The sequence below is a fragment of the Marinobacter sp. LA51 genome (assembly GCF_030297175.1).
Lineage (GTDB): Bacteria > Pseudomonadota > Gammaproteobacteria > Pseudomonadales > Oleiphilaceae > Marinobacter > Marinobacter apostichopi.
In genome coordinates, this window is the sequence record NZ_AP028070.1 from 1,843,660 (window position 1) to 1,857,933 (window position 14,274).

Annotated in this window: 14 protein-coding genes; 4 read left to right on the forward strand and 10 right to left on the reverse strand. The window is 53.9% G+C overall.

From position 1 onward, the window contains the following. Positions 1-88 precede the first annotated feature (88 nt). The gene (locus QUE89_RS08525) at positions 89-1,390 is read left to right on the forward strand and encodes an MFS transporter (protein WP_286222769.1); all 1,302 of its coding nucleotides are present in this window, start codon (positions 89-91) and stop codon (positions 1,388-1,390) included. On the opposite strand, the gene QUE89_RS08530 is transcribed toward QUE89_RS08525, so the two are convergent. Beyond that, entirely contained in the window at positions 1,373-2,209 is an 837-nt protein-coding gene (locus tag QUE89_RS08530) for a LysR family transcriptional regulator (protein WP_286222770.1), read from the reverse strand. The genes QUE89_RS08525 and QUE89_RS08530 overlap by 18 nt on opposite strands. A gap of 435 nt (positions 2,210-2,644) precedes the next feature. On the opposite strand from QUE89_RS08530, the gene QUE89_RS08535 reads away from it, so the two are divergent. Continuing rightward, positions 2,645-3,277: a metallophosphatase domain-containing protein gene (locus QUE89_RS08535; RefSeq protein ID WP_286222771.1), complete on the forward strand. Its 633-nt coding sequence runs from the start codon at positions 2,645-2,647 to the stop codon at positions 3,275-3,277. A 43-nt stretch (positions 3,278-3,320) separates the two neighbouring features. On the opposite strand, the gene QUE89_RS08540 is transcribed toward QUE89_RS08535, so the two are convergent. Further along, positions 3,321-4,634 carry an MmgE/PrpD family protein gene (locus QUE89_RS08540; protein ID WP_286222772.1) on the reverse strand — a complete coding sequence of 438 codons (1,314 nt, stop codon included), beginning with the start codon at positions 4,632-4,634 and terminating at the stop codon, positions 3,321-3,323. A gap of 336 nt (positions 4,635-4,970) precedes the next feature. On the opposite strand from QUE89_RS08540, the gene QUE89_RS08545 reads away from it, so the two are divergent. Both QUE89_RS08545 and QUE89_RS08550 read left to right on the forward strand, forming a co-directional pair. After that, positions 4,971-6,011 (forward strand): TauD/TfdA family dioxygenase, encoded by a 1,041-nt coding sequence (locus QUE89_RS08545; RefSeq protein WP_286222773.1) that lies wholly within the window; start codon positions 4,971-4,973, stop codon positions 6,009-6,011. Beyond that, the gene (locus QUE89_RS08550) at positions 6,012-6,605 is read left to right on the forward strand and encodes an HD domain-containing protein (RefSeq protein ID WP_286222774.1); all 594 of its coding nucleotides are present in this window, start codon (positions 6,012-6,014) and stop codon (positions 6,603-6,605) included. Positions 6,606-6,670: 65 nt separating this feature from the next. Here QUE89_RS08550 and QUE89_RS08555 read toward each other — a convergent pair whose 3' ends face one another. The 8 genes from QUE89_RS08555 to QUE89_RS08590 form a co-directional block, all read right to left on the reverse strand. Next, entirely contained in the window at positions 6,671-7,558 is an 888-nt protein-coding gene (locus QUE89_RS08555; protein ID WP_286222775.1) for a LysR substrate-binding domain-containing protein, read from the reverse strand. 116 nt (positions 7,559-7,674) lie between these two features. After that, the gene (locus tag QUE89_RS08560; RefSeq protein WP_286222776.1) at positions 7,675-8,934 is read right to left on the reverse strand and encodes a tyrosine-type recombinase/integrase; all 1,260 of its coding nucleotides are present in this window, start codon (positions 8,932-8,934) and stop codon (positions 7,675-7,677) included. Positions 8,935-9,681: 747 nt separating this feature from the next. Next, the gene (locus tag QUE89_RS08565) at positions 9,682-9,873 is read right to left on the reverse strand and encodes a phage/plasmid replication domain-containing protein (protein WP_286222777.1); all 192 of its coding nucleotides are present in this window, start codon (positions 9,871-9,873) and stop codon (positions 9,682-9,684) included. A gap of 524 nt (positions 9,874-10,397) precedes the next feature. Next, on the reverse strand, positions 10,398-10,589 hold the full coding sequence (locus QUE89_RS08570) for a phage/plasmid replication domain-containing protein (protein WP_286222777.1): 192 nt from the start codon (positions 10,587-10,589) through the stop codon (positions 10,398-10,400). A gap of 524 nt (positions 10,590-11,113) precedes the next feature. Further along, positions 11,114-11,305: a phage/plasmid replication domain-containing protein gene (locus QUE89_RS08575; RefSeq protein WP_286222777.1), complete on the reverse strand. Its 192-nt coding sequence runs from the start codon at positions 11,303-11,305 to the stop codon at positions 11,114-11,116. A gap of 524 nt (positions 11,306-11,829) precedes the next feature. Next, entirely contained in the window at positions 11,830-12,021 is a 192-nt protein-coding gene (locus tag QUE89_RS08580) for a phage/plasmid replication domain-containing protein (protein WP_286222777.1), read from the reverse strand. Between the two features lie 524 nt (positions 12,022-12,545). Continuing rightward, positions 12,546-12,737, reverse strand: coding sequence for a phage/plasmid replication domain-containing protein (locus QUE89_RS08585; RefSeq protein ID WP_286222777.1), 192 nt, complete (start codon positions 12,735-12,737; stop codon positions 12,546-12,548). A gap of 971 nt (positions 12,738-13,708) precedes the next feature. Then, positions 13,709-13,960 (reverse strand): hypothetical protein, encoded by a 252-nt coding sequence (locus tag QUE89_RS08590; protein WP_286222778.1) that lies wholly within the window; start codon positions 13,958-13,960, stop codon positions 13,709-13,711. Between the last annotated feature and the right edge of the window lie 314 nt (positions 13,961-14,274).

Consider the following 14,274-nt stretch of genomic DNA (forward strand, 5'->3'; position numbering starts at 1 on the left):
CGGTTCTGGCCGGGGTTCTCGTAAGCTATGCGGCCAAGCGAAGAAAAAAAGGGTTTTAGCGCAGAACCCACCGGGAGCAGGCATCGATATGGGACAACAACGGGGCGGTGAAGGCCGGGTGATGGAAAGCTCACCCTCGGGGACGTACGACCGGTTGATTAACCCGGTGCTCGTTGCCGGCTGCATCATCATTCTCGTGAGTTTCGCGGTTCGCGCTTCGTTTGGCTTGTTCCAGCTGCCCATTGCACTGGAGTTCGCCTGGCCCAGGGAATCCTTCTCCCTTGCCATCGCCATTCAAAATCTGTTCTGGGGAATTGGTCAGCCGATTTTCGGCGCGTTCGCGGAGCGCTATGGCGATCGCAAAGCCATTTTCACCGGTGGTGTGGTGTACGTGGTTGGGCTGGTTTTGTCGGCATTTGCCATCACGCCGGGCCAGCATCAGTTGTTGGAAATACTGGTCGGCTTCGGGATTGCGGGCACCGGCTTTGGCGTCATTCTGGCGGTGGTCGGGCGTGCAGCTTCGGACAAGAACCGGTCTATGGCGCTGGGCATTGCCACGGCGGCAGGGTCTGCCGGTCAGATCGTCGGGCCACCGGTGGCCCAGTCGCTGTTGAGCCAGATGCCCTGGCAATCGGTGTTCGTCATCTTCGCCGGGTTTGTTCTGTTGTCCATGTTCGCACTTACGTTGATGCGGGCTCCGAAATCGGCCAAGTCGACCGAGACGGAAGAACCCATGGGCGTTGTGCTCAAGCGGGCGCTCAAGGATCCCACCTTCTGGTTCATCTTCATCGGCTTCTTCTCCTGCGGTTATCAACTGGCATTCATCACCGCGCATTTTCCAGCCTTTATCACGGAAATGTGTGGGCCGATAAGCCCGGATAGCATGCTGTATGTGCTGGGTGTGACATCCGCATCGGGGCTCGGCGCCATTTCCATCGCGCTGATCGGGCTGTTCAACATCGGCGGGACGCTGCTCGCAGGATGGCTGGGGCACAAATATTCGAGAAAGTATCTGCTGGCCACCATCTATCTGTTGCGAACCCTGGTATCGGCGGCCTTCATCATGGCGCCGATCACCCCGGAAACCGTCGTCCTGTTCTCGGTGTCGATGGGATCACTCTGGTTGGCAACCGTGCCACTGACCTCCGGTTTAGTGGCGCACATCTACGGACTGAAATACATGGGAACACTGTACGGCGTGGTGTTTTTCTCGCACCAGCTTGGTGGCTTCCTGGGTGTATGGCTGGGCGGTGCCTTGTACGATCTCTATAACGACTACACGCTGGTCTGGTGGGTTGGTGTGGGAGTAGGGGCGTTGTCTGCGCTGATCCACCTGCCTGTTAAGGAATTCCCGTGGTCGCAACGGAATAAACTAGCGGTTGCTGCCTGAAACTGAGCAATGTATTGATTCGACAATTGTCCTGAGAGTTGAAGCTTCGCCGGCACGGGGATAGACCAGATACGCCGGATAGCTGAACTCGGGTGCGTCCTCGACCCGCTCAAGCAATCCACTTTCCAGATAGGGTTGGGCTACCCGCGTCCTGAAATAGCCGCTACCTCCATGTGCCAGCAGATGTTGTATGGCCAGTGGCCCCAGGTTAAATGTCAGTCGTGGGCGAGCATTTTCCGGGAAGGCAGCGTCGTGCTGTTGCCGGAAATGGGGACCCCAGTCCACATATATGTAATCGCCTGATTGTTTCCTGGTTTTCACCAGTACCAGTTTCTCCTCCAGCAACTGTTCTATTTGCATTCCCGGCCAGTAGTTGGGTTGGTGAACCAGCGCCGCATCCATCACACCTTTTTCCAGCTTGTCGTGAAGAGTCTGAGGTTCGCCAACCTCCACTCGCAGAGCGAGAGTGGGCGCGTCCTCTTTCAGCGCTGACAACCAATCAAGCAGCAATGGATTCCACAGACTTGTTTCAGCACCGAGTGTGACAACCCTGTCGGCCCCGTCTGGGAGCGGAAGTTCCCGGCGGGCGGCATCCCAGGTTTGAACCAGTTGGCTGGCACGCCCTGCAAAACGTTCACCATCCGCTGTCAACGAGGCGCCACTGCGATTGCGAATGAAGAGACGACAACCCAGCTGGGCCTCGAGGTTCTTGATGCGAGCAGTGACGGTCGTTTGTGTAATGTGAAGCCTTTCTGCCGCCGCGATAAAACTGCCCGTTCGGACGATTTCCAGAAAGGTGCGGGCGAGCTCGATGTCCACAATCGTTACCTATCCTCCACGATTTTTGTATCAGTGATACTGATATTAAAGCCAAAAACAATTCATTATCACAAATATAAAGCGCGCTCCATACTGGGGTCCGATTTCCAAACATGAGCTAAAAGATCACGGATCATAGGTGATTAATCGATGAACAGATTACTGACAGGAGCCAATTGGGGACTAGCTATATCGGTAACAGCATTGTGTGCGACAGTGTTTGTTGCGTACTGGTGGGCGGCGAATTTATCGCTTGCGGGCCAGATCCTGATGCACCTCTCAATTCCACTGTGGGCGGCTGGTCTGAAAATCTTCTATGTAATGAGAATAGCGGCTCTCAGGAAGATCGAATTGGGTATCGAATAGGGTTTCTGGTGTTCTGGAAGAGGAGCCTTTGGTTTAATAGGAAAAATCCTACTTTGCGGTAAACGCCTGATGAAACTTGTCTGCCTTTCCGATACCCATAGCCTACACCGTCGTTTAGTGGATATTCCGGAAGGGGATGTTCTTATCCATGCTGGGGATTCACTGGGCCAAGGGACATTGGACAACCTGGAGGACCTTAACGATTGGCTCGGTGAGTTGCCACATCGCCATAAGATTGTTATTGCAGGCAACCATGACTGGGCGTTCCAAGAGATTCCTGAGTTGGCCCGCGCGACGCTAACCAATGCTCTTTACCTGGAAGACAGCGGCGTGGAGATTGAGGGGGTCAGGTTCTGGGGATCGCCGTGGACTCCAGCGTTTCTGGACTGGGCCTTTATGCTGGAGCGAGGACAACCCCTCCATGAGAAATGGAAGCAAATTCCCGATAATACGGATGTTCTCATCACCCATGGCCCTCCCAAAGGCATTGGGGATGAAGTCGATATGGGGTTTGGTGTTGAAAATGTTGGCTGTCTCGACCTTCTTGCTCGAGTAGAAAAATTGTCGCTTAAAGCCCATATCTTTGGGCACATTCATGAGGGCTATGGCGTAGAGAAAAAAGGCGTAACTCAAATGGTCAACGCCAGCACCTGCACGGTCAGATATGAGCCAACAAATCCACCTGTTGTGCTCGAGCTCTGAATCCCGGCAAATATTCTATTCCCCTGATCACTCGCCATACCCGCTAGCGAGTGCGGATCAACTTCTCCAGCAGGTCGGTCACAGGCCGCTCTTCCAGAGTGTCAATCACTGCTTCCAGCTCCGCAGCAACCTCGGCGCCCAGCACGGGCTCTGCCAGTGCGCGGTATTTTGCGCGAATCTCGTCGTCGCCGAGCGGAGTGTGGGGGTCTCCCCGGGCTTCCATTGCGTCGCTGTGCCAGGTTTGGCCGTCATCCAGAACGAGAGTTGCCCGGGCCCAGCGGCGTGCCGGGAAGGCCGCGTTGAAGGCTTCGGACTCGGCGATTTCAACTCGGCTTGCCAGTTCAGTGATTAATGTATCGCCCAGCGCGGTGGTGATACCGTCGGTATCAATTGTCCCCCGGGCCAAGGCGCAGGCGACCGACCAGGGCAAACTGTACTGGGCCTGCTCGGTATCAAGCGGCGTTCGGGTGTGTAGGCGCTTGGCTTCGTGAAACGTTTCAATTTCGATCCGCGCGATTCGGGCCGGATCGACATCTAATGGCCGAATCGCGAGTGCGGCTTCTACCGCCGGTTGCGCCCAACGGCACACCGGGTAGGCTTTGAAGTACTGTTCATGGAGGTACCAACGCTGGCCCAGATCAGCCCAGACTGATTGTTGTTCCGGATCGGTGACTGTCACCGCCGGTGCACCGGTAAAACCGTCGGCAGCCAACAGCGCGGCAGATACTCCGGCCAGGGCTCCCCATCCGGAACCGTCTTTGAGCATGGTGGGGTGATCAATGCAGCGCATCATTTGACTGCGGGGGCCATAGAATTCCGCGATACCAAGCGCATGGTGCAGAGTATCGCGATCCGATCCCAGCAGGCGAGAACACACGGCCGCCACAGCTAGCCCGTTCCAGGCACCGGAGGTGTGGTAGTCATCTGCGGATTGGTGCAGGGCAATACCGGCGCGGGTGGCCACTTCATAACCTAGAACCATCAGCCCCAGAAACTCTCGCCCGGACAAGGAATTCACGGCCGGTAGGGCCAGCAGGCCGGGCAGTACCGCTACCCCTACGTGCCCTTTGGTAAGTACCTGACCATCGTGTGCGTCCAGCGCATCAATCAGCCAGGCGCCATGCAATGCAACACCGGCCGGAGAAGCCTGGCAATTAGCAAACAGCAACGGGCGGTCGCCGCCGTATTGGCTTAGTGTGAACCGGCGTGCCTTGTCTGCCAGTGGTGTAGCGGTGGCACCAGCGGCTACACCGATGAGGTCCATCAGGCAGCGTTTGGCATGAGCGATCTGCTCCGGGCCCAGCATGTCTGGAGTGAAAGACTGAATCCAGTCGAGAGGTTGAATATTGGTGCGCATGAGAAACTTGGTTCAAATCGGAGGATGTGCGTCGGGCTCGGAGTTGGCCCGGCGAGGCCTGTATCCTACATTTCGGAAACGGACTTCGCTAGATTACCAATCGAAGCGTGAAGGCTTACCAGTCCCCCTATAAAGAAATTGCATGCACGTCGATAACAATCCGGCCCTACTAAGCCCCACCAAGAGCTCTTCATACTAGGGCCCAATCCCATCCCGTAATTGATACCGAAATAGAGGCCGGATATGTCGAGCACTATAGAGCTTGTTGTCTGTGAACAACCGCCATCAGTTGTCGTTCGCGGCTACGAGACCACCCAGGAGTTGAGTCCACTGTGGTTGCGTGAACGCACTCAGGCGCCAGATCAACTAGAGCCTATGACACAGCAGCGCTTATTCGACTCTCACGCTATCGATTCAACGCTGACACTGGAGAGCGCGACACGGGTTGATGACAAACATGCCGCATTGGTTTTCAGTGATGGTCATCGTGAGACGTACGATTTACGGTTTTTAACCGGCGAGCTTAGCGATACAGCGGTGTTTCCTGCGCCTGAGCCTTGGGACGCTGAGCTGGATCAAGGTCATGCGACGTTTGATTGGCAGCGGGTTCGTAAGGAATCGAGTTATTTCCGTTCCTCGCTTGATGCCTATCTACGCTTTGGTTACATAATTCTTCACGGCGTTCCGACTGATCCTGAGCGGATTCTTGAAGTAGGCCGCCACTTTGGATACATCAAAGAGACCAATTTTGGCCGCTATTTCGAGGTCTACTCGCGACCTTCAGGTAACGACCTGGCCTACCGTAGCGTCGCGCTGGGACCACACACGGATAACCCGTATCGAAGCCCGGTTCCGGGTATTCAGTTGCTTCACTGCCTGGTAAACAACACGTCCGGCGGTCTCTCAACGCTGGCCGACAGCCTCAAAGTACTGCAACAGCTTCGCACTGAGCACCCCGAAGGTTACGAGTTGCTCAAAGATACTCCAGTCCGGTTCCGATTTGTGGACGCCGGAACCGAGCTGATTACCCAACGCGCCATGATCCAGACGAACGACGAGGGCGAGCCAACCGGCGTCCACTACAGCCCTCGGCTGGACGCTCTGCCGTTTCTGACCGACACCGAGACTCGACAATTTCATCAGGCACGTCAGCGGCTGGGAGAATTATTGACTGATCCGGCTTACGAGGTTCGCTTTGCATTACAAGCGGGGGAGCTGATCCTGTTTGATAACAGCCGAGTTCTGCACGGCCGAACCAGCTACGATTCTAATGAAGGGCATAGGCATGTCCAGGGCTGTTATCTTGATAGTGACGGGCCTCGTGAGCGCTTTGCCAGCTTACTGAAAAGTTCGGAACCAAAAGGAGAGGTGGCCTGAATGAAAACGGTGTCGTTCCGACAAATGAAAGAGGGTACGAGGGAAGACTATGTCTTTCTTGATGGCCTGGAAGAGGAGTTCAACAAGGGGCTTGTAGACCGCCTGCTTCATGCCCTCCGCAGCCTGGAGCACAGTTTAAGCGGCTATCAGGTGAGTCGACTGGAACACTCGCTTCAATCTGCATCCCGGGCAGAAGCCGATGGCGCTGACGAAGAAATGATCATTGCCGCGCTGCTTCATGATCTGGGTGATGACCTTGCGCCATACAACCATTCCCAACTGGCTGCATCGATCATTCGTCCTTACGTTCGTGCAGAAGTGACCTGGGTGGTACAGCACCACGGCGTGTTCCAGTCGTATTACTACGCTCATCACTTTGGAGAAAATCCAAACGAACGGGATCGTTACCGTAACCACCCCTGGTACCGGACCTGCGTAGAGTTCTGCGAACGATATGACCAGGCATCGTTCGATCCAGATTACCCGACGTCGCCTCTAGCTCATTTTGAGCCAATGTTGCGGCGGATATTTTCCCGCAAACCGTTCGACCCAGAAGTGATTGGTGAAGAAGATCCGCTGGTTGAGGAATCCTAACCAGGCCAAAGGTTAACCGGAATAGTCCTGAGGACTGAAGGGGCCCTCCTTTATAGGATAAGGCGCTAGATTATTGGCTGGTGGGCTGCGTCGATCAGCCAATCGCCCACCGGGCCGGCAATCGCACTGCGATGGTGCTTGGTACTTAGCCAGTAGCCGTAGTCCTTGCGGGTCACCCGGGGACCCAGCGCGACCAACTCGCCGCTGGCCAGATAATCCCCAACCAGTGGTGTCCAGCCTAACGCTACGCCTTCACCGGCCAAAGCTGCGTTCAATAGAAGGGCGTAGTTATGATATGCAAAGACATCGTCTCTGGGCGCCAGGTTCATACCGGCTAAACGAGCCCATTGAACCCAATCGAGCCAGCGTGGATCTTTGATGTCCTGATGAAGCAAGGTGAGCTGTTGCAGAACCGATAAGGTCAGGGTTTTGTGTAGCCTGTGCCGGCGGGCGTAGTCAGGACTGCAAATCGGAAACACCGCTTCACTGGCAACGAGCTGGGCGGCGTCTTGGGGCACGTAAGGGCCGAACCGTATCGCGATGTCGGCAGCTTGCAGTTCGGGATCATCAGCCCGGTCAACGGGCATCAATCTGAAACTGCGATCCGGAAATGCACGTTTCAAAGCAGGGAGGCGTGGCAGCAACCATAGGTGGGTAAATCCGGACCCGGCGGCAATAACCAGTGAGGGTGACGGGTTGTGGCTGCTGTGAATCAGGTGTTCACAGGCCTCTTGAATGTCCTTCAGGCCGGGAGCTATTTCTCGATAGAATCGCTCGCCGTGAGCAGTAAGCTCCAACCGTCCGCCACGGCGATCAAACAGTGGTACGCCCAGGGTTTCCTCAAGCACTCGAATCCGCTGTGAGATGGTGGGTTGAGTCGCACGCTCCTCATCTGCCGCGGCGGTCATTGAGCCCAGCCTGGCAGTTGCCTCGAAAGCAATCAGAGATGGCATGGAGGGTTTCTTTCGGATCACCGGCGAGCCTTACCTTTCCGGAAGCTGTATTTCGTGAACCCGTTAGAATACGGAACAAGTCCCTAATTCTCCACACCGATTGGCGGCCTTACCTATCACACCAACCGCTGTCGACCCTCTGTCCGTCTACGGGCCTGCTCTGAGTTCACATACACAGACTCCGTAAACGTTGCGTTGGCATGGCCCAGTTCCTCACTGATGTGCCGGATATCACCTCCAGCCTCTATGGCCTGGCTGGCGCCCGTGTGTCGCAAATAATGGGTTTCGGTGCGGATCGCCAGTAACTGTCTGGCTTCGTCGCCAAACCCTTGTTGTTCCATTCGTTCGGCGGTAGCAACAATTGACTGTTCATAAATCCGTTGCACCTGCCGTTTGCCAATGGCATCTCCCTTGGCCGAAGGCAGGATGGGCGTTGATTCACCGGGAACGGGCAGGGGAGATGTGAGCCCCAGATGTAACCGCCATCGCTTCAGGTAACCCAGATAAGCGTCAGGAAGTGTGACCTGACGGGTTTTGTCGCCCTTGCCGAAGATTGAATAGATCCAGTAGGCCTCGCCATCCACGATAGTGCGCCTGAAATCACTGAAGCTGGGCGTCCGAATCTCACCTCGGTCTACAGGCCGGGGAGCCAATTCACTGACTCGCAGGAACAGGCTTTTCATGGTCACGATGACAAAGAGGTTGCGCTCGAATTTCGGGTTGGCGCTGGCCAGTTGGGTCAGCGTTTCCAACAGATAGGACCACTGCCAGTCCGTGAGGCGTCGCACTTCGGCATCGACGTCCTTATTGAGGTTCGGTTTGGCATTTCGGTCCCGTTTGCGAACATCAATGAGCGGGTTATGCTGCAGATAATCTTGTGCCATCAGGTATTTAAAGAAGGTTTGTAATGCAGTTCGACTGGCATTGAGACTGGCCTGAGTCACGGAGTAGGGCGCACTGGAATCCTTCGAACGTTGGGCCATCGGCCGCCAATCGGGGTTTTGATGCCTCAAATCGTTGCTGTCTAAAAATGCCGGATAGATACCCCGCGATATCCAGGAGGTAGGGGGCGTTTTCAAAAACGAGAAATAACTACTTAGCAGGTCACTGTCAGCCTGGGAGAGATGCCGCTTCGCGATATGCCAGGTGTAGTTCAGGAAGCGTTGAATCTCACTTCGAAAACGATTGTAAGTGCCGGAAACGTCGCTGTATTTGACCAGAAACCGTTGGGCAATGTGAAAGTCATCCCGATGAGTCTGTGGCAAGGCCATCAGAGCTGCTTGGAGATCCGGGTACAGCTCAAGATCTGCCTGCTCGTGAATTAGCTCGGCAGTATCGAACAAGGGATAACCGGGAAATCGAGTTCTGGTATTCATAAAGGAAATCTTTCTATGGGACGTGAGGTGCACGAAACAATAGCAATAATGTCCAATACTCCCAAATATTGGACATTACCTATATCCTCGTAAAATCAGGATATTACCGGAACAACCTCAACGTGTAACTAATGTGGCGTTGGTTTCACTGATGAGACTGACAGAACGATTCCAGGCATTAACTCACTGCCGATGTCAGCGCTTATGGTCGGATAGTAAGATCAGAGCTCAATGAAGATCAGACGTTAGCGGTTTGGATTGACCGCAATAAACTGAGGCTGGAGTTTCTGCGTGTGTGAGCGGGAGAATAAGAGCTGAGGAAGCAGCCCGGCTGAGAAGCTCAACCGGGTGTGCAGTTTTTCTTAGAGTCGATTACGAGCCAGCGAGCTGGTTGTCGTTTTGAGTCTCGACTGTCTGAGTTTTGGCAAATGCGAATCTCAGTGTAACGGCCAGAGTGAAAAATGCAGCCAGGCCGCCGAACAGGGTAATGACAGGAATAAGATTCATAGCTTGGTTAACCTCCATTGGTTCTTCCGTCCGGATCCACTTCGTTAAACCTAGAAGGACTGTCGTGATGGAAGAACAGGTTTATGCCTCGCGTTGAAGAGGCCCGTTTAGATAGTGTGCTTATTATACGGGAGGAGCGCTGCTCCAGGCGTATGCAATAACCGTTACTATCGTCCTGATTAACATCCAAGACTGCGCATAATGTATATTTAGAGGTCTGTTTCTTAAGGGGTTTTCGGGTCATGCCCTATGCGAAATATCGATCCCAAAAGTCGACAGTAGCTCCCTTTTGTGGCGGTAATAGGTTTCCCGGGACATCAGGAAATACGGGTTGTAGCCCATCAGCCAAGTTACGTAGGTGCCGCGCAATTTGACCGGCAAACGCAGAAATGTGAGCTGCTGGTCTTTGGTCATGGTGAATTGAGATGGCATGGCTCGTAGGTCTGTAAATTCCCGCCACGGCGTTTAATCGCCGTCCAGAGAAGGCCTACAGCGGAATCAGACCGGCAATCCCGGTCTCGATATTCCCCAGGTGGAGAATCCGCCTGGGCATCCAGAGCAGGCTTTTGAACGAAAAAATCCCGCATCATCGGTATTGGCGTACCTAGCGGGATCTGAGGTCACAGGTCGAGTGTATCGGCAAAATCTCGACTGCGGTACAGGGTGTCTAACCCCCCTCGGTCTAATAGGGGGGTCAGGTACTCCAAAACCAGCCAACCCCCCAAAGGATTTGACCCTTTGGAGGTCCACCGAAAACCCCTGAAAGCCATGTGGCACAAGGGATAGCGGGCAACCAGAGGTGCTGAGGGTCAGGTTCTGAGTCAGGCGCTGCATAAGGGGGGCACCCGCGTGCGGGGGGTTCCTTATGAGCCAAACGGGCAAAACAGGTTCCAATCCCCAGTATCCAACTGCGCATAATGTATATTTAGAGGTCTGTTTCTTAAGGGGTTTTCGGGTCATGCCCTATGCGAAATATCGATCCCAAAAGTCGACAGTAGCTCCCTTTTGTGGCGGTAATAGGTTTCCCGGGACATCAGGAAATACGGGTTGTAGCCCATCAGCCAAGTTACGTAGGTGCCGCGCAATTTGACCGGCAAACGCAGAAATGTGAGCTGCTGGTCTTTGGTCATGGTGAATTGAGATGGCATGGCTCGTAGGTCTGTAAATTCCCGCCACGGCGTTTAATCGCCGTCCAGAGAAGGCCTACAGCGGAATCAGACCGGCAATCCCGGTCTCGATATTCCCCAGGTGGAGAATCCGCCTGGGCATCCAGAGCAGGCTTTTGAACGAAAAAATCCCGCATCATCGGTATTGGCGTACCTAGCGGGATCTGAGGTCACAGGTCGAGTGTATCGGCAAAATCTCGACTGCGGTACAGGGTGTCTAACCCCCCTCGGTCTAATAGGGGGGTCAGGTACTCCAAAACCAGCCAACCCCCCAAAGGATTTGACCCTTTGGAGGTCCACCGAAAACCCCTGAAAGCCATGTGGCACAAGGGATAGCGGGCAACCAGAGGTGCTGAGGGTCAGGTTCTGAGTCAGGCGCTGCATAAGGGGGGCACCCGCGTGCGGGGGGTTCCTTATGAGCCAAACGGGCAAAACAGGTTCCAATCCCCAGTATCCAACTGCGCATAATGTATATTTAGAGGTCTGTTTCTTAAGGGGTTTTCGGGTCATGCCCTATGCGAAATATCGATCCCAAAAGTCGACAGTAGCTCCCTTTTGTGGCGGTAATAGGTTTCCCGGGACATCAGGAAATACGGGTTGTAGCCCATCAGCCAAGTTACGTAGGTGCCGCGCAATTTGACCGGCAAACGCAGAAATGTGAGCTGCTGGTCTTTGGTCATGGTGAATTGAGATGGCATGGCTCGTAGGTCTGTAAATTCCCGCCACGGCGTTTAATCGCCGTCCAGAGAAGGCCTACAGCGGAATCAGACCGGCAATCCCGGTCTCGATATTCCCCAGGTGGAGAATCCGCCTGGGCATCCAGAGCAGGCTTTTGAACGAAAAAATCCCGCATCATCGGTATTGGCGTACCTAGCGGGATCTGAGGTCACAGGTCGAGTGTATCGGCAAAATCTCGACTGCGGTACAGGGTGTCTAACCCCCCTCGGTCTAATAGGGGGGTCAGGTACTCCAAAACCAGCCAACCCCCCAAAGGATTTGACCCTTTGGAGGTCCACCGAAAACCCCTGAAAGCCATGTGGCACAAGGGATAGCGGGCAACCAGAGGTGCTGAGGGTCAGGTTCTGAGTCAGGCGCTGCATAAGGGGGGCACCCGCGTGCGGGGGGTTCCTTATGAGCCAAACGGGCAAAACAGGTTCCAATCCCCAGTATCCAACTGCGCATAATGTATATTTAGAGGTCTGTTTCTTAAGGGGTTTTCGGGTCATGCCCTATGCGAAATATCGATCCCAAAAGTCGACAGTAGCTCCCTTTTGTGGCGGTAATAGGTTTCCCGGGACATCAGGAAATACGGGTTGTAGCCCATCAGCCAAGTTACGTAGGTGCCGCGCAATTTGACCGGCAAACGCAGAAATGTGAGCTGCTGGTCTTTGGTCATGGTGAATTGAGATGGCATGGCTCGTAGGTCTGTAAATTCCCGCCACGGCGTTTAATCGCCGTCCAGAGAAGGCCTACAGCGGAATCAGACCGGCAATCCCGGTCTCGATATTCCCCAGGTGGAGAATCCGCCTGGGCATCCAGAGCAGGCTTTTGAACGAAAAAATCCCGCATCATCGGTATTGGCGTACCTAGCGGGATCTGAGGTCACAGGTCGAGTGTATCGGCAAAATCTCGACTGCGGTACAGGGTGTCTAACCCCCCTCGGTCTAATAGGGGGGTCAGGTACTCCAAAACCAGCCAACCCCCCAAAGGATTTGACCCTTTGGAGGTCCACCGAAAACCCCTGAAAGCCATGTGGCACAAGGGATAGCGGGCAACCAGAGGTGCTGAGGGTCAGGTTCTGAGTCAGGCGCTGCATAAGGGGGGCACCCGCGTGCGGGGGGTTCCTTATGAGCCAAACGGGCAAAACAGGTTCCAATCCCCAGTATCCAACTGCGCATAATGTATATTTAGAGGTCTGTTTCTTAAGGGGTTTTCGGGTCATGCCCTATGCGAAATATCGATCCCAAAAGTCGACAGTAGCTCCCTTTTGTGGCGGTAATAGGTTTCCCGGGACATCAGGAAATACGGGTTGTAGCCCATCAGCCAAGTTACGTAGGTGCCGCGCAATTTGACCGGCAAACGCAGAAATGTGAGCTGCTGGTCTTTGGTCATGGTGAATTGAGATGGCATGGCTCGTAGGTCTGTAAATTCCCGCCACGGCGTTTAATCGCCGTCCAGAGAAGGCCTACAGCGGAATCAGACCGGCAATCCCGGTCTCGATATTCCCCAGGTGGAGAATCCGCCTGGGCATCCAGAGCAGGCTTTTGAACGAAAAAATCCCGCATCATCGGTATTGGCGTACCTAGCGGGATCTGAGGTCACAGGTCGAGTGTATCGGCAAAATCTCGACTGCGGTACAGGGTGTCTAACCCCCCTCGGTCTAATAGGGGGGTCAGGTACTCCAAAACCAGCCAACCCCCCAAAGGATTTGACCCTTTGGAGGTCCACCGAAAACCCCTGAAAGCCATGTGGCACAAGGGATAGCGGGCAACCAGAGGTGCTGAGGGTCAGGTTCTGAGTCAGGCGCTGCATAAGGGGGGCACCCGCGTGCGGGGGGTTCCTTATGAGCCAAACGGGCAAAACAGGTTCCAATCCCCAGTATCCAACTGCGCATAATGTATATTATGTTAAATACGATATAAGCTAACTTGCGGATGTTACCCAAAACCATCCGGCTGGGGGTCAAGCCAGACCCGGCAGAACCGAAACACCTGAGGCCCTCTAAAGTAAATCCGCCCCGGTTTTATGGCTTTCCTTAGCCTAGTAATACCCTGCTGTTTCGAAGAAATGCTTGGCAGCGTCCTCAATATTTGGGAACTTCTCTACACAAGATACAAGCTGTCCCCTTTCTTGCATAAAACACCGGTATCCGTTTTTTGCTTTGATGAAATAATCGCCATCAAGCGTCTTGGGCTCGAAATGAAACCAGTCGTATGAGGACGAGTTTTTGTTCAACTCCTCAAAAACGGAGTCATCTTGGAAAAGCTCGACTACTCGAGATTTATCACCACCTAAGTTCTTATCCACTAAAAAATCTAAATATTGGTGAAACATATAAATTCTCAGCTATCAGGATCATGCAAAATCGAAAAGATTGATCCTCAATTTTCTGGCAGTTTTTTCGCCTTTCCAACCGGAACCATTGCCTCGCTTCGTTCCGCCTTTTTTAAGGCTCTTCCTCTTTTCGGAATTAATGGTTCTATCTGGTTTGCGCGCTGCGGTACTACAACACTCTCCTGCACTCTAGTCCCGGGCTGAAGCTCAATCTCCTGAACATGGGTTTTCTCTCCCCACTTGACCACCAGATCATTAATAACCTGATTTCTATTATGTATTTCATCACGGGTTGTCAATCCACCCAATGCACCCGGATGGACCTAGGGGGCCGTGATTCCTTTGACGCTCTCCCCCGTTCTAAACCAATCCAGAGTTGGAAAAATCTGTCGTCCGATCGTTGACTACGAATGTAGCACTTTATTCGGAAATCCGAGGCAGCGGCCTATTCTAGAATCTGCTTTAAGTTTGTTGGGTACTATGCGTGGATTTTGGCGTGTAAGTCTCTGATATGGCGTATCGGAAATTTAGTGATTTTTGTGGTCGTCCAGCCAAGCCTGAACACACCATTTCCGGCCTGGGACTGATTGAACATGTTCCTAACCAGGGACGA